The following is a 16868-nucleotide window of genomic DNA, read 5'->3' as shown; positions in this document are numbered from 1 at the left end:
TTCCCTGTGCCGGCAGACCCGGCGCGCTCGTGAGCTTGAGGGGCGCTCGTGTGCCCTTGTTAGCTCTTACCTTTCCACGGAACGAGGGCAGCTTCCAAGAGCCGAACGGCGGCACTAAAGGCAAATGCACAGGCCGCGATGATGCCGATGCCGACGAAGACAACGTCGGTTGCCAGAAACTGGGAAGCGGACATGATCATGTAACCGATCCCGCGGTTCGAGGCGATCAGTTCAGCCGCGACGAGCGTGCCCCAGCCGACACCGAGCGCAATGCGGATGCCCGTCAGGATCTCCGGCAGCGCCGATGGTAAAACGATGCTGACAAGAAGCTGCCAGGGCCGGGCACCGAGAGAGCGAGCCGCATGGACGCGCTCGATCGGCAGCGAGCGCACGCCGGCCTGTGCCGAAAGGCAGATCGGCGCGAACATGGCAAGCACAAGCAGCGTCACCTTCGAAGTCTCGCCGATCCCAAGCCAGATGATCATAAGCGGTAGATAGGCGAGCGGCGGCAGCGGCCAATAGAATTCGATCGGCGTGTCAAAGATGCCCTTTGCCCAGCGATTGAGCCCCATCAGCAGGCCAACCGGGATCCCGGCCGCGATGGCGATGGCCGCCGCCGTCGCGATCCTGAACAGGCTTGCAAAGACATGCTCTCCAAGCGAACCTCCGGCATAGCCGTCGCGATAGACGGCGCCGATCTGCGTGACAACCTCCTGCGGTGTCGGCAGGAAGAGACGCGGCACCAATCCGAGCTTTGCGACCAGCCACCAGGTGCCAATCAACGCGACTGCCGTCGCAAGGCTGATCACAAGCGTATTGCTTTCGCCAGCGCCGAACCCCTTCATGTGAACGGTTTTCGGCTGATCGGGCTTGGCAGCGACGACAACGCCGCTCGTTTCGATCACATCGCTCATTCCGCCGCACTCCTGATCTCGTCGGAGCCATGCAGAATGGTCCGAATTTCTTCTCGCAGACTGGCAAACTCTGGTGCGGTCTTGATCGATCGGGCATCGCCGGTTCGGGCGAACTCCCTGATGAAATCGAGATCAAAGCGCGCGACGATCCGGCCCGGACGCGGCGACATCACCACGACCTGCGTGCCGAGGAAGAGAGCTTCCTCGATCGAGTGCGTAATGAAGAAAATGCGCTTTCCCGTGGCTTTCCAAATCGATACGAGCAGTTCCTGCATCTGTTCTCGAGTAAGGCTATCGAGCGCGCCGAAGGGCTCGTCCATCAGGAGCGCCTCGGGATCGGCGGCAAGGGCGCGGGCAATGCCAACGCGCTGGCGCATGCCACCGGACAATTCGTAGGGAAAGGCCTTTGCAAAGTCTTTCAGCCCGACCAGTGACAGTAGCTCTTCTGCGCGAGCGCGTCGCACAGCCCTTGGGACTCCCGCAAACTGCGGGCCAAGCGCGATATTGTCGAGGACTGACTTCCAAGGCAGCAGCGTGTCCTTCTGGAAGACGACGCCGCGCTCCGCGCCGGGACCTGTGACCGGTCGGCCGTCCAGAGTAATGGTGCCTGTGGAAAGCGGCAGAAAGCCTGCAATCGCGTTGAGAAGTGTGGATTTGCCGCAGCCGGAGGCGCCGAGTGCCACGACGAAGCTGTTGTCCGAAATATCGAGCGAAACGCGATCCAGGGCATGGACCGTGCGGCCATCTCGCGTTTGGAAATAAACGCTTGCGTGGTCCACTTTGAGCATGTGCCGTCTCTTGATATTATGACGCTGGCGCGACATCGCGCCAGCGTGCTCGGAGGGGAGGATTATTCGCTATTTCAGTTGCTTGCGTTGACGAGTGCATCCGGCGTGACAAAGGCCGCGTAGCTCGGCAGCACTTCGGTCACTTTGCCCTGGTCCTTCAGGAAGGCGGCCGTATCCTTGAGGATTTTGGCGGCGCCCGACTTTTCGCCGCCGCCGAGCCAGGCTTCGGAAGCTTGTACGTCAGGCGTCAGAAGTGTCAGGTTCTTGAGTGCGCCAGCCTGCTGCTCGGGCGTTCCGCCAAGTGTCTTGGCGAGCAGCTTGGCATTCTCGCTATCGGCATCCCAAGCCTTCTTATCAGCTGCGAAGGAGGCGTAATACTTGTTGATGACGCTGGCGAAGTTCTTCAGGAACGCCGGGTTCTCATCGGCGAACTTCGATGCTGCGACCCAGGCGGAGAAGGTTGGAGCGCCCTTGTCGGCGACGTCCTTGGATGTCACCAGCACCTTGCCATTCTTCTTCAATTCGCTCAGTGCCGGATCCCACACAAAACCGCCATCGATGTCTCCGCGATTGTAGCTGGCCACGATCTCCGGCTGCGGAATTGCAAAGACCTGCACATCCTTTTCCGTCAGGCCCAGCGACCTGATCAACGCCAAGAGCTGATAATGGTCGGTGGAGACGGGCGCGGCAGCGAGCTTCTTGCCTTTCAGGTCAGACAGAGACGATATGCCCGAACCGTTGCGAACGACGAGCGCCTCGTCGATGCCGGAGATCGAGGAGAGGTAGAAAGCCTTGACCTCCAATCCGCGGGACGTCGCAGCCGCAAACGGGCTCGAGCCGACATAGCCGACCTGCACGTCACCCGAGGCGATGGCCGCGAAAATCTCGGCCCCTGAGTTGAACTTGCGGAAATCGATCTCATAGCCGGTTGCCTTGGCGAGTTCGCCATTGGCAATTGCCACCGATGACGGCAGCGCGTCGGTCTGGTAGGCAACAACCACTTTCTTGTCGGCTGCCTGGGCAACAAAAGGCGCCAACAGGCTTGCGGAGCCGAGCGTAATCGCTGCCAATAATGTCCTGATCTTCATGTTTCGCCCCCTTGCGGCTGAGCATCAGCTTCAGCGCTTCAACTTGTTTCGACATGGAAACATTAGGGCTGGCACCCACTCGCACATAGATAAAACTATCTATTTTATAGACTATAAGGACAATATTGTTTTGGCCTCTAAGACGGGCGTAAACATTCGAGCCTTGGCCACCTATGGTCTGCCAACTGACATCGCTCTTATTTAAGGAGATTCCTGTCAGATCGGATCGATAGAGATCAGAAAGCAGCACGCTTTGCCGCTCACCACGACATCCTTGCCTTTGGCTCCCTGAAGAAAAAGCGCATCCTTGGGACCAAGATCGGCGTGCTCACCGCTCCATTCGACGGTGAGGGTTCCTTGATGACACAGGAGAAACCAGGTCGGTGCGGCTGGATGCACAGTCGCCGTGGAATCGACATCAACCCTCTCGACCCAATGGCGCAGTCCGTTGCGCCGGGTCATGACGTTCAGGTCCGTGATCGGTCCCTCGGCGAGTGTCGCCGCCACCGCGACATCCGCGGGAAAGGCGAGGGGAGCGCTGTCCTGTTTTAACAACACAGGCGCGTTGTCGTCGATTGTCAGCGACATGCCGTTGCCTTCGAGGATCGCAAGCGTCCGGTCGACGCCGGTAAAGATCGAGAACGGCCCATCCGTTTCAACCGTTGCCATGCTGACGCGCCAATCGAAATCAGACAGTGCCGCGCCCTGCGGCGAGACCGCAATTTCAGTGGTCTCGCCGCCACCGTTCTTCCACGGCATGCGGCGATAGGTGCTGGATCTGAGAACGGCGGCGCGGGTCATTTGGGCTCCATCATTGCAAGGGAAGCAAGGTGAACTAAGTTTATTGGACTAAGTCTATCGAGGCAGCCATGCAGACCGTGAACATACACGAAGCGAAGACGCATCTGTCGCGGCTTATCGAGAGGGCTGCGAAAGGGGAGGCATTCATCATAGCCAAGGCCGGGAAACCCCTGGTGAAAGTCGTTCCCCTCGAAGAGGCGGATGTCCCAAAGAAGCGGCGGATCGGCTTCATGAAAGGCATGATCTTAGTTCCCGACGATTTCGACACCATGATGGCTGATGAGATCGAGGAGATATTCAGTGAGGGCGAACAGTTCCCCGAATGAGGCTGCTCCTTGATACGCACATTCTAATCTGGGCGGCCGGCGATAGCGAGCGACTGCCTGATCGTCTGCGCGCGCTGATCGAGGACGAGCAGAACGAGCTTCTTTTCAGCCCCGCCAGCCTCTGGGAAATCGCGATCAACCAAGCGCAGAGCCGCCCCGATTTTCGCGCCGATCCCTCGATGCTGAGAGAGCGCCTTGTCCAAAACGGTTATGTCGAGCTGCCGATCAACGGCGAGCATGCGCTTGCAATCGCGGCACTCCCGCCGATCCACAAGGATCCCTTCGACCGTATGCTGATTGCCCAGTCGAAGATCGAAGGCGTTCCCTTGGTCACAGTTGATCAGACCGTGTTGCAGTATCCGGGCCTCATGGAATTTTGAGGCCCGGCACAACAGGTCAATTCCCCAGAATTGCCGGCAGACGCAGGCCCTGTTCCCTGGCGCAATCGACGGCGATCTCATAGCCGGCATCGGCATGGCGCATGACGCCGGTCGCTGGGTCGTTCCAGAGGACGCGCTCCAAGCGCCGCGCTGCATCATCCGTACCGTCGGCGCAGATGACCATCCCGGAATGCTGCGAGAAGCCCATGCCGACGCCGCCGCCGTGATGGAGCGACACCCAGGTCGCGCCAGACGCCGTATTCAGGAGCGCATTCAGCAGCGGCCAGTCAGAAACGGCATCCGAACCGTCCTTCATCGCTTCCGTCTCGCGGTTCGGCGAGGCGACCGAGCCGGAGTCCAGGTGGTCGCGGCCAATGACGACCGGCGCCTTGAGCTCGCCGTTCTTCACCATCTCGTTGAAGGCAAGGCCGAGGCGATGGCGATCGCCGAGCCCAACCCAGCAAATGCGCGCCGGCAGACCCTGAAAGGCGATGCGTTCACGTGCCATGTCAAGCCAGTTGTGCAGGTGCTTGTTGTCGGGCAGCAGTTCCTTCACCTTGGCGTCGGTCTTGTAGATATCTTCCGGGTCGCCGGAGAGCGCCGCCCAACGGAACGGACCTATGCCGCGGCAGAACAGCGGACGAATATAGGCCGGCACGAAACCCGGAAAGGCGAAGGCGTTCTCGAGGCCTTCATCCTTGGCGACCTGACGGATGTTGTTGCCATAGTCGAGCGTCGGAACGCCGGCATCCCAGAAGGCGACCATGGCCTCCACGTGCTGCCTCATGGAGGCGCGCGCGGCGACTTCTACCGACTTCGGATCGGTCTCGCGCTTGGCCTTGGCTTCCTCGACCGTCCAGCCGGCAGGCAGGTAGCCGTTGCGCGGGTCGTGCGCGGAGGTCTGATCGGTCACGATATCGGGGCGCGCACCGCCGGCCTTCATGCGACGAACGAGTTCCGGGAAGATCTCCGCGGCATTGCCGAGCAAACCGACCGACTTTGCCTCACCGGCCTTCGTCCACTTGTCGATCAGTGCCAACGCCTCGTCGAGCGTCTTTGCCTTTTCATCGACGTAGCGGGTGCGCAGGCGGAAATCAATGCGGGTTTCGTCGCTTTCGACAGCCAGGCAACAAGCCCCAGCCATCACGGCTGCGAGCGGTTGTGCGCCACCCATGCCGCCGAGACCGCCCGTCAGGATCCACTTGCCCTTAAGGTTACCGTTGTAGTGCTGGCGGCCTGCCTCGACGAAGGTTTCGTAGGTACCTTGAACGATGCCTTGCGTGCCGATGTAGATCCACGAGCCGGCCGTCATCTGGCCGTACATGGCAAGGCCCTTCTTATCGAGCTCGTTGAAATGATCCCAGGTCGCCCAGTGCGGCACGAGGTTCGAGTTCGCGATCAGGACGCGTGGAGCATCCTTGTGCGTGCGGAAGACGGCGACTGGCTTGCCGGATTGCACAAGGAGCGTTTCGTCCTCGTTCAACGTCTTCAGGGTCGCTGCGATCCGGTCGAAGTCGTCCCAGGTGCGTGCCGCACGGCCGATGCCGCCATAGACCACGAGCTCGTTCGGATTTTCTGCCACGTCAGGGTCAAGGTTGTTCATCAGCATGCGCAGCGGCGCTTCGGTCATCCAGCTCTTGGCGTTGAGCTCATTGCCGCGCGGTGCGCGGATCTCGCGAATGTTGTGGCGTGGGTTTGCAGTCATGCGGGTTCCCCCTGTCTGGTGATTGTTATCGTTTCAGGCCCGGCGCGATCTGTTCGATGCGCACCAGAATGTCTTTGAGATGGACGCGAAGACGCTGTGCCTTCGCGGCGTCATAGGCGAAGGGCGGCGCCTCGGTTTGGAGATGCGTCGATTGCGCGAGCTCCATCTGGATGGCGTGCACGCCGATCTCGGGCTGGCCGTAACGGCGTGTCGTCCAGCCGCCCTTGAAGCGGCCGTTGAGCACGCTGTCGTAACCCTCAGCAGCTTCGACGACGGTAAGCGTCGCCTGCTCGATGGCGCCATCGCAGGTCTTGCCCATGTCCGTGCCGATATTGAAATCCGGCAGCTTGCCCTCGAAGAGGAACGGAATGTGCGAGCGGATCGAGTGGCAGTCGTAGAGGATCGCGACGCCATGGATGGCCTTCACACGCTCGATCTCGGCGGCAAGTGCCGCGTGATAGGGCGCGTGAAAGTCAAGCAGCCGCGCCGCGATGTCGGCCTCACCGGGCCCCTTCCCATCCTTCCAGATCGCCTTTCCGTCGAAATCCGTTTCCGGAATAAGACCGGTGGTGTTCTGGCCGGGATAGAGGCTGACACCGGCCGGATCGCGGTTCGCATCGATGACGTAGCGGTGGAACGTTGCGCGCACGGTGGTCGCGTCTGACAGCAGGCCATCATAGAGGTGATGGATGTGCCAGTCGGTATCGGCAAGAATCTTGCCGTTCTCGTTCAAACGCTCCCAGATATCACCGGGAACCTCGGTCCCCGTGTGGGGAAACCCGAGGATGACTGGAGATGAGCCCTGTTTAACTTCGAATACAGCCATGTCAGCTCTCCAGAACGGGTAAGATGCCGGGCGAGACGGATGCATTGAGCGTGCCCGTCGCGATGAGATCGCCTGCCGCCTTAAGGTCGTTTGCCATGTAGCGGTCGAGCTCCAGGCTCGGCACTGCGCTGCGGATTGTCGAAATCGCCTTCTGCAGTTCAGGGCTGGTTATCAGGGGGGCGCGGAACTCCACGCCCTGGGCTGCGGTCAGTGCTTCGATGCCGACAATATTGAAGAGGTTGTCAGTCATCGGCAGCAGGCGACGGGCACCGTGGCAGGCCATGGAGACATGATCTTCCTGATTGGCCGACGTCGGCGTCGAGTCGACGGAGGCCGGGTGCGACATCTGCTTGTTTTCCGACATGAGTGCCGCCGACGTTACTTCCGCAATCATCAGGCCGGAGTTGAGGCCGGGCTTCTTTGCCAGGAAGGCCGGCAATCCGTAGGAAAGCGCAGGGTCGACCAAGAGGGCGATGCGCCGCTGTGCGATCGCGCCGATTTCACAGATGGCAAGGGCGATCTGATCCGCCGCAAAGGCGACTGGCTCGGCATGGAAATTGCCGCCGGAGACAACCGAATTGTCCGACAGCACCAGCGGGTTGTCGGTGACGGCGTTCGCTTCGATTTCCAGCGTCCGAGCAACCGAGCGCAGCAGATCCAGGCAGGCGCCGTCGACCTGGGGCTGACAGCGAATGCAGTAGGGATCCTGCACGCGCTCGTCGCCTTCAATATGGCTCTGACGGATCACCGAGCCTTCGAGAAGTCCCCGAAGTGCTAAAGCCGTATCGATCTGGCCCCTATGGCCGCGCAACGTGTGAATGTCCGGATGGAAGGGCGCGGACGACCCCATGGCTGCGTCCGTCGACATGGCTCCGGTAATCAAGGCCGCCTGGGCTGCCCGATGTGCGCGGAAAAGACCGGCAAGCGCCAGCGCCGTTGAGGTCTGCGTACCATTGATCAGTGCGAGGCCTTCCTTGGCAGCGAGCACGACAGATTTCAGTCCGGCCCTTTCGAGAGCCGCACTGCCGGAAAGACGCTCGCCGGCAAAGAAGGCTTCGGCTTCGCCCATCATCACGGCGGCCATGTGGGCGAGGGGGGCAAGGTCGCCGGAGGCGCCAACGGAACCCTTTTCCGGGATGACCGGGATGACGCCTTTTTCCAACATGCCTTCGATCAGCCGCACCAATTCCAGTCGCACGCCGGACGCGCCACGACCAAGCGAAACCAACTTCAGGGCCATGATCAGACGAACGACGTTTTCAGGCAGGGGCGCGCCGACGCCGCAGCAATGCGAGAGGATAAGGTTGCGCTGAAGCGTCGCCACATCGGCGCTATCGATCTTGATGGACGCGAGTTTTCCGAAGCCGGTATTGATGCCGTAGACCGGCGCATTGCCAGCCGCAATCTCGGCAATGCGTGAAGCGGCCTTCGCAATTCCGGCGTCGAAGGAAGCGTCGAGCTTTGCTGGCTCACCGGTCCAGTAGATCGTCTCCAGGTCCTTGAGCGAAACGGAGCCGGGGTGAAGGGTAATGGTCAACGGTCGATCCTTTCGCCCTTGAAAACATGTGCATGAAGTGGGTTGAAGCCGATGCGGTAGACGAGTTCGGCGAGGCTTTCGACGTCCCAGATGGCGAAATCTGCGGACTTGCCAGGCTCGAGCGTGCCCGTTTCCTCTAAAAGTCCGAGGGCGCGTGCGCCTTCACGGGTCGCGCCGGCGATGCATTCCTCGACAGTGAGACCGAACAGTGTCGCCGACATGTTCATCGTCAGGAGGAGCGAGGTCAGCGGCGACGTACCCGGATTGCAATCAGTGGCGATGGCGATCCGAGCGCCGGCGTCGCGCAGCGCCTGAACAGGCGGCTTCTGCTTCTCATTGATGGCGTAGAAAGCGCCCGGCAGCAGGACGGCGACCGTACCGGCTGTGGCCATTGCCGTGGCTCCTTCGGCATCCAGATACTCGAGGTGGTCGGCCGAGAGCGCATCGTAAGAGGCTGCAAGCTTTGCACCGCCCAGGTTGGACAATTGTTCCGCATGCAGCTTGACCGGCAGGCCGAGCGCCTCGGCCTTGTCGAAGACCCGCGCGATCTCGGCTGTCGAAAAGGCGATCCCTTCACAGAAGCCATCGACAGCGTCGACCAAGCCCTCGGCATGGGCGTATTCGAGAGCCGGGATAACGACGTCCGTGATGTAGTCACCGTTGCGGCCCTTGTACTCGACCGGCGTCGCATGAGCGCCGAGATAGGCGGTAACGACACGGACCGGACGAACCTGCTCGAGTTGGCGGGCCGCGCGCAGCATCTTCAGTTCGCCGTCGATATTCAGCCCGTAGCCCGACTTTACCTCGATCGTCGTCAGACCTTCGGAAATAAGTGTATCCAAGCGGGGAAGAGCCGCCTCGACGAGACCTTCGAGCGAGAGTGCGTTTGTTGCCTTGACGGAAGAGACGATGCCGCCGCCGGCGCGCGCAATCTCTTCATAGGTCGCGCCTTCAAGGCGCATTTCAAATTCGCGGGCGCGATTGCCGCCATAGACGATGTGGGTGTGGCAGTCGACAAGGCCAGGCGTCACCCAGCGACCTTCGAGATCCGTGATTTGGGCTCGCTCGATCGCCGACACCGGCAAGTCGGCCTCTGGACCGACAAAACTTATGCGGCCGCCTTCTGTAACAATGGCGCCTTTGTCGATGATGCCGAGACCCGGCTTTTGCGGATCGAGCGTCGCCAGTCGCGCATTCCGCCACAAATGTGGACGGAGATCGCTGGATGCTTCATCGCTTGAAAATTTGTTCCCATTCATCAGCTTTGCGCCTTCCCTTATGTGGAAACATGTATATACATAATAAACAGGTGACAAGTGAAATTTTGTGCGTCTCCATGGAAAAGAAAGATGCGCGGCGCCAAAGAGGAGAAAAAGCGTTATGGCCCAGACGGTAGCGACCACACTGCATTCAAGCGCGGCACTTCTGCCGCACGGATGGCAAAAGGACGTTCGCCTGACGATCGCGGATGGCCGTATCGCAAGCGTTGAAACGGGCGTCGCCGCCCAGCCCGGCGACGAGCATCACGACACGCTTGTTCCCGCGATGAGCAACCTGCACAGCCATGCTTTCCAGCGCGCAATGGCGGGCCTTGCGGAAGTGCGGGGACCGGCGAACGACAGCTTCTGGAGCTGGCGTACCGTCATGTACAAGTTCGCTCTCTCGATGACGCCTGAGCATGTCGAGGCCGTGGCCGCAAAACTCTATATGGAGATGCTGGAAGCCGGCTTTTCCCGTGTCGGTGAATTCCATTATCTGCACCACGACAAGGACGGCACGCCCTATACCAACATTGCCGAGCTCGCCGAGCGCATCGGGGCGGCAGCAAACATCAGCGGGATCGGCTTGACGTTGCTTCCGGTGTTCTATGCCCATTCCGGCTTCGGTGGCGCGGCGCCGATCGATGGCCAGCGGCGCTTCATCAATTCGCTGGACAGCTTTGCCGCATTGTTGGAGGGCTGCCGTAAGATGACAAGCGGACTTCCCGGTGCCGAGCTCGGTCTTGCCCCGCACAGCCTGCGTGCCACGACGCCGGGGGAACTCGTCAAGGTCGTAGCGCTGGCCGGCGACGGGCCAATCCATATCCATGTCGCCGAGCAGGTGAAGGAAGTCGAGGACTGCGTCGCGTGGTCGGGCGCGCGGCCCGTCGAATGGCTGCTGGCCAATGCGCCTGTCGATGGTCGCTGGTGCCTGATCCACGCAACCCACATGACCGACGAGGAAACGCGCGGCATGGCGCGCAGCGGCGCGATCGCCGGCCTTTGCCCGATCACCGAAGCTAACCTCGGCGACGGCACCTTCCAGGCGTCGCTCTTCATCGAAGACGGCGGCCGCCTCGGCGTCGGCTCGGATTCCAACGTTTTGATCTCGCTTCCGGGCGAACTGCGTCAGCTCGAATACTCGGAACGTCTGGCGCTCAGGGCTCGCAATGTCATCGCAGCGCCAGGCGGCTCGACCGCGCGCAGACTTTTCGATCTTGCGATTACCGGTGGCGGCGCTGCCCTGAAGGCACCGGGCGGGATCGCGGTCGGCCACCAAGCCGACCTCATTTCGCTCGGCAAGACATCCGTGCCCTACCTTTCCGGCGATCAGCTGCTCGATCACTGGGTCTTTGCCGGTGGCGTGGCCGTCGACAGCGTCTGGGCGCTCGGCCGCAAGCAGGTCGCGGGCGGTCGCCACGTGGCGCGCGATCAAATCAATCGCCGATTCCTGAAGGCGATGGGCGAGCTTCTGGCAGCATAGGGCTTTCCAGGTCGCAACATACACATTAGAGCGGGAGGCATTAAACGGAGCGTGACGATGAACCAAAGCAAGGAGACAACCTTGCACCAGCGGATCGTGAGCGACATCGAAGGCCGCATCGTTTCTGGCGAGTGGCCGCCGGGTCACCGCATCCCGTTTGAAGTGGATCTAACCAAGAAATACGACTGTTCGCGCATGACCGTGAACAAGGCGCTAACCCAGCTCGCCAAGGCGGGCCTCATCGAGCGTCGGAAGAAATCCGGCAGCTTCGTCACGCAGCCGCAGGCGCAATCGGCCGTCCTGGAGATCCACGACATCAGGGCTGAGGTCCAGTCACTGAATCTTTCCTACTCCTTCGCCGTATCGAAGCGCGAACAACGCAAGGCGAAGGTCGACGACATTAGACGCCTTGACGTCGCACCAGGATCTTCCGTGGTTGATGTGGCCTGCATCCATCAGGCGGGTGGTCGACCGTTCTGCCTGGAAGAGCGACTGATCAGCCTGTCGACCGTGCCTGAAGCCGCCGAGGCCGACTTCTCCGAAATGGCGCCGGGCGCCTGGCTGATCAATCAGATCCCCTGGAGCAGCGCCGAGCACCGCATTCACGCCGTCTCGGCCGGTTCGGACGAGGCGACCGCCCTCGGGATCCCGCGTAACACCGCCTGCCTGGTCGTCGAGCGCCGCACTTGGAGCAATGTCGGGCCAGTCACCCATGTACGCTTCACCTATCCCGGCGACCGCCATGCGCTGGTGGCGCGTTTCACACCGGCGTCGCAGTAGCAAACGGCCTCGGCAAGCGCATCGTGCGCCGTTCCTCTTCGCTAGATGCCCGCCGATATCTGCTGGAGTTTTAATGCGTTTCGTCATCATGTTTTCCCGATCGGGAAAATTAAGATCCCTAAACATAATAACTGCACGTCATTCGAATAACTCGACTGACGGATGTTTTATGCTGGTCCGCAATTTGCGGGATGCCGACTTCCAGATTCAGTTGGTCATGCAGCAGTTCGGGGCACAGCTTTCCACCTTCGAAAACGGAAAAGCGGTCGAACGTCAGCGATGGGGGGCATTCGGTTTTGATGCAGCCGGTGCTGCAGTTGCGAGTCCATTCCGTTTGGCTGGACGCGTTTTTGGTCGGCAGTGAGCGTGGGAGCCACGGGCGTGACACGCTTTCATCAGCGTGTCTCCGCGCGAGCATCTCGCGGAGCGTCGAGTGGCATTCATCCGGGCTGAGGCGGCGGACCATATCGGCTTTCGCTCGCGCCATTAAAGACGCACCGTACGGGCTTCCGGCCCGAGGACGTGCCTGACTTTGCTGATTGCTCACGACGTCAAATCATCGTTGGTTCTGGATCGGAATCCATTTCCCACGGGGATATCTGGAGCACATGCGCGATCACAAGGCTGCCAACCGGCGCTAGGTGATCCTGAAGGCCACCTTTGCATCAAGAGCGCTGCAGGGAATGCTGCCTGGGCTTCCTCCTGGGTCACCGTGCCCGTCGTCGGTCCCGGCGCAGGCCTCCATCGCTAGGACGAAGGCGGTGCCGCTGACGGCCGGCCAATTCACACACGGGCGTCTTGCGCGGTTCGGACAGTGCGGAACGTTTGGTCGCGCTCAACGATGACGGCGATCCACCCGGGTGCCGACACAGGCTCTCCAATTCCACTCAGCAGGGATGGGCTAAATGGTGGATCGCGCAGTTAGCCAGCGCTTGGCATGCCATCCACTCCGTAAACCCCTGCCGTGACACGTTGCCCACGCGATTATCCTGCCGCATCGGGAAGGCGAAAGGGAGTAGCAGTTCTAGCGGAGGGGGCGCCCCTGAATAGAGGCGCGCGTCAGCTCGAAGCTTGGCGGAGATACTGCCGAAATCACCTTGCCAAAATGCCTTTCCAGTTCCCTGGATAGGTCGTCGGCAGAGGTCATCCCGTGTTGGAAACGCTCGATAAGCAGTTTCGCCGCGACGTTATAGCCTTCCGGATTGGCAAGACTACTGGCTGAACAGTATCCTGCCGCATCCAAGACGCCTTGCAGCATCGTGAGGTCTGTTGACTTTAAGACGAAATTAAATTCGGAAGACATTTCGGTCCTCCTTCTATCTGGGGCAAGGGCCGCTAGGCCCTGATGCAGCAGCGCCCGTAACATTGGCTGCTGACGGAAAGACCATGCCTGAGCGCGGCTCCGCATGCAACGTAATTCCTGCAATTTTTATTTTTATAAGACATTCGCAACAAAACCACGAATTGAGGTTGCGTTTCATGCGGGGAGACCCTATATCAACGGTATCGGCATTGCTGATGAGCGCTGGAATGCATCTGTCGCTCGCAATCGCCGCAGTCGCTTTCCGCTTGTGACCACGGATGTACTGGCACTGGTGTGAGTAGCGATGTGAGGAAGGTCGGTGCGGTATCGCCCCGGCCTTTTTTGTTGGCTGCGCCACCAGTCTGGAAACTGGTTTAAACACAATGGCGGCTCGGCCTGCCGCATCGAGTTTGCTAGTCGAGCTTCGTTTCGCGCCCCTTGGCGTCAAGCAGACCTTTTCTCTCAAAATCGATCTCATATGCCGGGCTACGTCGGGCAGCGATCACTCTCGTAACGAAAAGGAATCTAGAATGAGCAAAACAAATGCGGCTGAGATCCAGCGCAAATCAGAGCGTCAAGTTGCAAACACGAGCGGCGGAGGCCACTTGGGAGGGACCAATTTCGGGCAAGCCCCCGACGCTAAGACCGCAGGCGGAACGGGCGGCAAATCCCGTCCCAGTGGGGGACGCAAGTAGTCTACGGATTCGAAGAAAGCCCGCCGCGAGACTGAACTGACCCCCGGAGATTGTTGTCCAACTTTACGGGGTCAGTTCAGTCATGCATGATCCCATCACGCTCTAGACCTTGCTCTGCTCTATCGCCAGTTCTGCCTTAAGGCTTTCGAGGTCGCGGAAGATTGTGGCAACCGCCAGAACGCGTCCGCCGCGCTTGAAGCGCAGGAGGCAGTCCTTCGCGGCAACGTCGCCCTCAACCTCGATCGCGTCCCATCTCTCGGCATGACCGACATAGTTGATCGGGATGTCGTAATGCTGGCTCCAGAAGAACGGCACATCCGTGAATTTCTTCCGGCGTCCGAGCATGCTGAGGGCCGCGGCAGCGCCCTGGCGCTGCGCCACCACCCAGTGCTCCACTCTGATGTTCTCGCCGCTGTGGGGGTCGGGCCACCGCGCGATATCGCCGGCGGCATATATCCCCGGCGCGCTGGTTTCGAGTTAGGCATCGACCAGGACGCCCCGATCGGTGGCGAGACCGGCTCCTTCGGCGAGATCGACTCGCGGTCGCACGCCGATGCCGGCAACGATCATGTCGGCGGCGAGGGTCGTGCCGCTGCTCAGCAGGATCTCGCTGGCGCCGATGCTCGCGGCGGTATCCCCAAGATGGAACACGACGCCATTTTCCTCATGCAGGGCGCGGATGAAGTCGCCCATCTGGGGGCCTAGTACCCGTTCCATCGGCCGTTCCTCGGGCGCCACCACATGCACTTCGACACCGCGGGTGCGAAGGGCGGCGGCGACCTCGAGGCCAATGAAGCTGGCGCCGAGCACCACAGCGTGCCGCGCCGCGCCGCTCTGGGCGATGATCCTGCGGCTGTCTGCAAGCGTGCGCAACGTGTGGACATGAGGCTGGCTGGCGCCGGGTATGGTCAGGCGCACTGGTTCGGCGCCGGTCGCGAGCAGCAATTTGTCGAAGGCGACCCGTGCCCCATCGGCGAGCACGAGCTCGCTGGCACGGACATCGATGCCGGCAACCTTAGTTGCGAGGCGCAGATCGATGCCGTTCCTGGCATAAAAGCCTTCCTTGCGCAGCAGGACCCAGTCATCGGGAGCCTTGCCCGCCAGATAGTCCTTTGAAAGGTTGGGCCGGTCGACGGGCAGCGCCTCGTCGTCGCTGATCATGAGGATGGCGCCCTGATATTGTTCTCGCCGCAGTCTCTCGGCCGCGGCAAAACCGGCCGCGCCACCGCCGACGATGACGATCCTTTCCGGAGATACCCCGGCATTGCTCTCGCGCGAAGCCGGCTGCGGCTTCTTGCGCTTCTCGCCAACGAAAATCCGTTCGCCGCGCTTTTCGACCGACCAGCAAGCGAGCGGCGACAGGGCTGGCGCGCGCAGGGCCTCTCCGGTGCGCAGGTCGAAGCAGGCGTGATGCCAGGGGCAGCGGACGCTGTCGTCGGCAATGAGGCCGTCGACCAGCGGTCCGCCATAGTGCGTGCAGGCGGCGGCAACGGCGAATATCTCTGCTCCACAGCGCACCAGAAGAACGGCCTCGCCGTCGCGATGGCCGACCAGCTTGCCGCCATCGGGAAGATCGGAAAGCGCAATGCCGAGGGCCAGATCGGGTCCGCTCGAGTCTGGATGGTTACTGGCCATTTTCTCCTCCCTCATAGGGCAGCTGCCGGTATCATCCATTGCGACGCTCGGTTGCGCAGCAGGCAGCTCCCCTTGAATTTCCCGCTATTCGGCTTTGCAGGCAAATGAATTTGGCCCGAAGTTGGGTCGAATTCTTGAGGTCAGATGCAGTCGTATCTCAGATGAACGGCATCGATTTCTGGTCTTATGGGAGCCCGCCAAATCACGCTGGCGACGATCAGCGTTCGGGCACGCGGCCGTGCGATCGCGAAAATCCTCGGTATTTCATACTATGGATGGCTGTTGCATAGAACCTACCGGGAACGTTTGCAAAGAGATCCGCATGCTTTGCACGGAGAGTTCGTTTGACGTTGTTGAATGAAGAAGCCTTCGGGCCTCGCGGTCTTAACTGCCCAGACGCCCTTAAGCAGAAGATCACGCCAGTCGTCCTTCCCGAGCCCCTTGCCGTCGCTCGAGAAGGCTGCAGGGAAGGCCGCCCACGAGAAGATCCACGTCTCTTTCCGACTAAGGCGGCACCACCCAGCAAACGCGCCAAGCCGTGCACGAGCATCTCAAAGCGGAAGAAACGCTGCCTGGCCGTCGTGCCGTGAGCCTATTTCATGGTGATCACGATGTCGTCACGGATCAGGTCCGTAAGCTCGTGTTCATCCGTGACGCCAAGTTCAATCCATTGAAGGAGGCTCTTTGCCTTTCGGCTTGCCTCAACGCTTTCCTTTTGATGCCCATTTTCATCGCACCAATTCCTCAGAATGCGATCGATCAGGTCCGTGATCTTAAATACCAGCACCGGTCGTTGCCACGAAATCCATTGCATCGGCCCGTCTCCCTTCGAAGCGAGAGCCTATGTGGATCCACGTCAGGCAGGCAATGCCTTACACATAAGAACATTCTCATATGCGAGCACTAAAAGGCGAGGCGTTGCAAAATGGCAATAGACGCCGTGCGGTTGGACAAGCAAATGGCGCATTCTAGCGCAAACCCCCTCATCGTTGGGGAGCGAATCCAGCATCTTGCATGGCTCATCAAGTACACAGCGCCATTCATAGCTAAGTCCCGTTGCACCAGTGGAAATACAAGCGGTTAACCGAAAGACAATTGCGTCAACCCCAACGTGCGTGCCCTCCTAAATGGCGATTTCCACGATGCACCGGCCCATGTTCGGATGGCTTCGTCAATTGAGGAAACCATCATGGCGTCGGCCAACAGAGTTCTAGCGCATCGAATTCAGGCAGCTCGCTACAGACGTGGGGGCCGGAATTGGCGATAACGCGAGGGCATTCAAGACCGGCGTTCCAAGCGATCGGCACACTTAAACGCCAAACTTGAGCTCGATTTCGCGCTCGGCCGG

The 16868-nt window shown here is 60.5% G+C and carries 15 protein-coding genes and 1 pseudogene; 5 read left to right on the top strand and 11 right to left on the bottom strand.

The genetic code is table 11. From position 1 onward, the window contains the following. Positions 1-59 precede the first annotated feature (59 nt). The 4 genes from K9B32_RS27265 to K9B32_RS27250 form a co-directional block, all read right to left on the bottom strand. On the bottom strand, positions 60-914 hold the full coding sequence (locus tag K9B32_RS27265) for an ABC transporter permease subunit (protein WP_224568177.1): 855 nt from the start codon (positions 912-914) through the stop codon (positions 60-62). Continuing rightward, entirely contained in the window at positions 911-1702 is a 792-nt protein-coding gene (locus tag K9B32_RS27260) for a taurine ABC transporter ATP-binding protein (protein ID WP_224568175.1), read from the bottom strand. The genes K9B32_RS27265 and K9B32_RS27260 overlap by 4 nt, the downstream gene beginning before the upstream one ends. 74 nt (positions 1703-1776) lie before the next feature. Next, positions 1777-2790 carry a taurine ABC transporter substrate-binding protein gene (gene tauA, locus K9B32_RS27255; protein WP_224568173.1) on the bottom strand — a complete coding sequence of 338 codons (1014 nt, stop codon included), beginning with the start codon at positions 2788-2790 and terminating at the stop codon, positions 1777-1779. 216 nt (positions 2791-3006) lie between these two features. Then, positions 3007-3591, bottom strand: a complete 585-nt coding sequence (locus K9B32_RS27250; RefSeq protein WP_224568171.1) for a HutD family protein — start codon at positions 3589-3591, stop codon at positions 3007-3009. A gap of 68 nt (positions 3592-3659) precedes the next feature. Here K9B32_RS27250 and K9B32_RS27245 point away from each other — a divergent pair, with 68 nt between their 5' ends. Both K9B32_RS27245 and K9B32_RS27240 read left to right on the top strand, forming a co-directional pair. Further along, positions 3660-3917 carry a type II toxin-antitoxin system Phd/YefM family antitoxin gene (locus K9B32_RS27245; RefSeq protein ID WP_224568169.1) on the top strand — a complete coding sequence of 86 codons (258 nt, stop codon included), beginning with the start codon at positions 3660-3662 and terminating at the stop codon, positions 3915-3917. Beyond that, positions 3914-4297, top strand: coding sequence for a type II toxin-antitoxin system VapC family toxin (locus tag K9B32_RS27240; protein WP_224568167.1), 384 nt, complete (start codon positions 3914-3916; stop codon positions 4295-4297). The genes K9B32_RS27245 and K9B32_RS27240 overlap by 4 nt, the downstream gene beginning before the upstream one ends. A gap of 16 nt (positions 4298-4313) precedes the next feature. Here the strand turns inward: K9B32_RS27240 and hutU are convergent, their stop codons facing one another. The 4 genes from hutU to hutI are packed head-to-tail and all read right to left on the bottom strand — an operon-like array spanning position 4314 to position 9624. Then, complete coding sequence (hutU, locus tag K9B32_RS27235; protein ID WP_224568165.1) at positions 4314-6002, bottom strand: urocanate hydratase; 1689 nt, start codon at positions 6000-6002, stop codon at positions 4314-4316. Positions 6003-6027: 25 nt separating this feature from the next. Continuing rightward, positions 6028-6828 (bottom strand): N-formylglutamate deformylase, encoded by an 801-nt coding sequence (gene hutG / locus K9B32_RS27230; protein ID WP_224568162.1) that lies wholly within the window; start codon positions 6826-6828, stop codon positions 6028-6030. Between the two features lies 1 nt (position 6829). Next, positions 6830-8365 carry a histidine ammonia-lyase gene (hutH, locus tag K9B32_RS27225; protein WP_224568161.1) on the bottom strand — a complete coding sequence of 512 codons (1536 nt, stop codon included), beginning with the start codon at positions 8363-8365 and terminating at the stop codon, positions 6830-6832. Further along, the gene (gene hutI / locus K9B32_RS27220; protein ID WP_224568159.1) at positions 8362-9624 is read right to left on the bottom strand and encodes an imidazolonepropionase; all 1263 of its coding nucleotides are present in this window, start codon (positions 9622-9624) and stop codon (positions 8362-8364) included. The genes hutH and hutI overlap by 4 nt, the downstream gene beginning before the upstream one ends. Before the next feature lie 121 nt (positions 9625-9745). Here hutI and K9B32_RS27215 point away from each other — a divergent pair, with 121 nt between their 5' ends. The 3 genes from K9B32_RS27215 to K9B32_RS27205 all read left to right on the top strand — a co-directional run bounded on the left by K9B32_RS27215 (position 9746) and on the right by K9B32_RS27205 (position 12251). Next, positions 9746-11107 carry a formimidoylglutamate deiminase gene (locus K9B32_RS27215; RefSeq protein ID WP_224568157.1) on the top strand — a complete coding sequence of 454 codons (1362 nt, stop codon included), beginning with the start codon at positions 9746-9748 and terminating at the stop codon, positions 11105-11107. A gap of 57 nt (positions 11108-11164) precedes the next feature. After that, positions 11165-11887, top strand: coding sequence for a histidine utilization repressor (gene hutC, locus K9B32_RS27210; RefSeq protein ID WP_132587886.1), 723 nt, complete (start codon positions 11165-11167; stop codon positions 11885-11887). A 73-nt stretch (positions 11888-11960) separates the two neighbouring features. Then, positions 11961-12251 (top strand): hypothetical protein, encoded by a 291-nt coding sequence (locus K9B32_RS27205; protein WP_224568248.1) that lies wholly within the window; start codon positions 11961-11963, stop codon positions 12249-12251. A gap of 660 nt (positions 12252-12911) precedes the next feature. Here the strand turns inward: K9B32_RS27205 and K9B32_RS27200 are convergent. The 3 genes and pseudogenes from K9B32_RS27200 to K9B32_RS27190 form a co-directional block, all read right to left on the bottom strand. Next, positions 12912-13190 (bottom strand): hypothetical protein, encoded by a 279-nt coding sequence (locus tag K9B32_RS27200; RefSeq protein ID WP_224568155.1) that lies wholly within the window; start codon positions 13188-13190, stop codon positions 12912-12914. A gap of 797 nt (positions 13191-13987) precedes the next feature. Next, positions 13988-15520, bottom strand: a pseudogene (locus tag K9B32_RS27195) (FAD-dependent oxidoreductase). Between the two features lie 592 nt (positions 15521-16112). Further along, on the bottom strand, positions 16113-16334 hold the full coding sequence (locus K9B32_RS27190; RefSeq protein WP_224568153.1) for a hypothetical protein: 222 nt from the start codon (positions 16332-16334) through the stop codon (positions 16113-16115). Between the last annotated feature and the right edge of the window lie 534 nt (positions 16335-16868).

The organism is Rhizobium sp. 3T7 (assembly GCF_020166565.1).
Taxonomy (GTDB): Bacteria; Pseudomonadota; Alphaproteobacteria; order Rhizobiales; family Rhizobiaceae; genus Rhizobium.
Note: the sequence above shows the minus strand (reverse complement) of the source record. Positions and strands in the feature narration are given on the sequence as shown.

Bases quoted from the DNA above. Each gene is read 5' to 3' on its own strand.
- K9B32_RS27265 (WP_224568177.1), bottom strand. From the start codon at position 914: ATGAGCGATGTGATCGAAACGAGCGGCGTTGTCGTCGCTGCCAAGCCC.
- K9B32_RS27260 (WP_224568175.1), bottom strand. From the start codon at position 1,702: ATGCTCAAAGTGGACCACGCAAGCGTTTATTTCCAAACGCGAGATGGC.
- tauA (WP_224568173.1), bottom strand. From the start codon at position 2,790: ATGAAGATCAGGACATTATTGGCAGCGATTACGCTCGGCTCCGCAAGC.
- K9B32_RS27250 (WP_224568171.1), bottom strand. From the start codon at position 3,591: ATGACCCGCGCCGCCGTTCTCAGATCCAGCACCTATCGCCGCATGCCG.
- K9B32_RS27245 (WP_224568169.1), top strand. From the start codon at position 3,660: ATGCAGACCGTGAACATACACGAAGCGAAGACGCATCTGTCGCGGCTT.
- K9B32_RS27240 (WP_224568167.1), top strand. From the start codon at position 3,914: ATGAGGCTGCTCCTTGATACGCACATTCTAATCTGGGCGGCCGGCGAT.
- hutU (WP_224568165.1), bottom strand. From the start codon at position 6,002: ATGACTGCAAACCCACGCCACAACATTCGCGAGATCCGCGCACCGCGC.
- hutG (WP_224568162.1), bottom strand. From the start codon at position 6,828: ATGGCTGTATTCGAAGTTAAACAGGGCTCATCTCCAGTCATCCTCGGG.
- hutI (WP_224568159.1), bottom strand. From the start codon at position 9,624: ATGAATGGGAACAAATTTTCAAGCGATGAAGCATCCAGCGATCTCCGT.
- K9B32_RS27215 (WP_224568157.1), top strand. From the start codon at position 9,746: ATGGCCCAGACGGTAGCGACCACACTGCATTCAAGCGCGGCACTTCTG.
- hutC (WP_132587886.1), top strand. From the start codon at position 11,165: ATGAACCAAAGCAAGGAGACAACCTTGCACCAGCGGATCGTGAGCGAC.
- K9B32_RS27205 (WP_224568248.1), top strand. From the start codon at position 11,961: ATGCGTTTCGTCATCATGTTTTCCCGATCGGGAAAATTAAGATCCCTA.
- K9B32_RS27200 (WP_224568155.1), bottom strand. From the start codon at position 13,190: ATGTCTTCCGAATTTAATTTCGTCTTAAAGTCAACAGACCTCACGATG.
- K9B32_RS27190 (WP_224568153.1), bottom strand. From the start codon at position 16,334: ATGCAATGGATTTCGTGGCAACGACCGGTGCTGGTATTTAAGATCACG.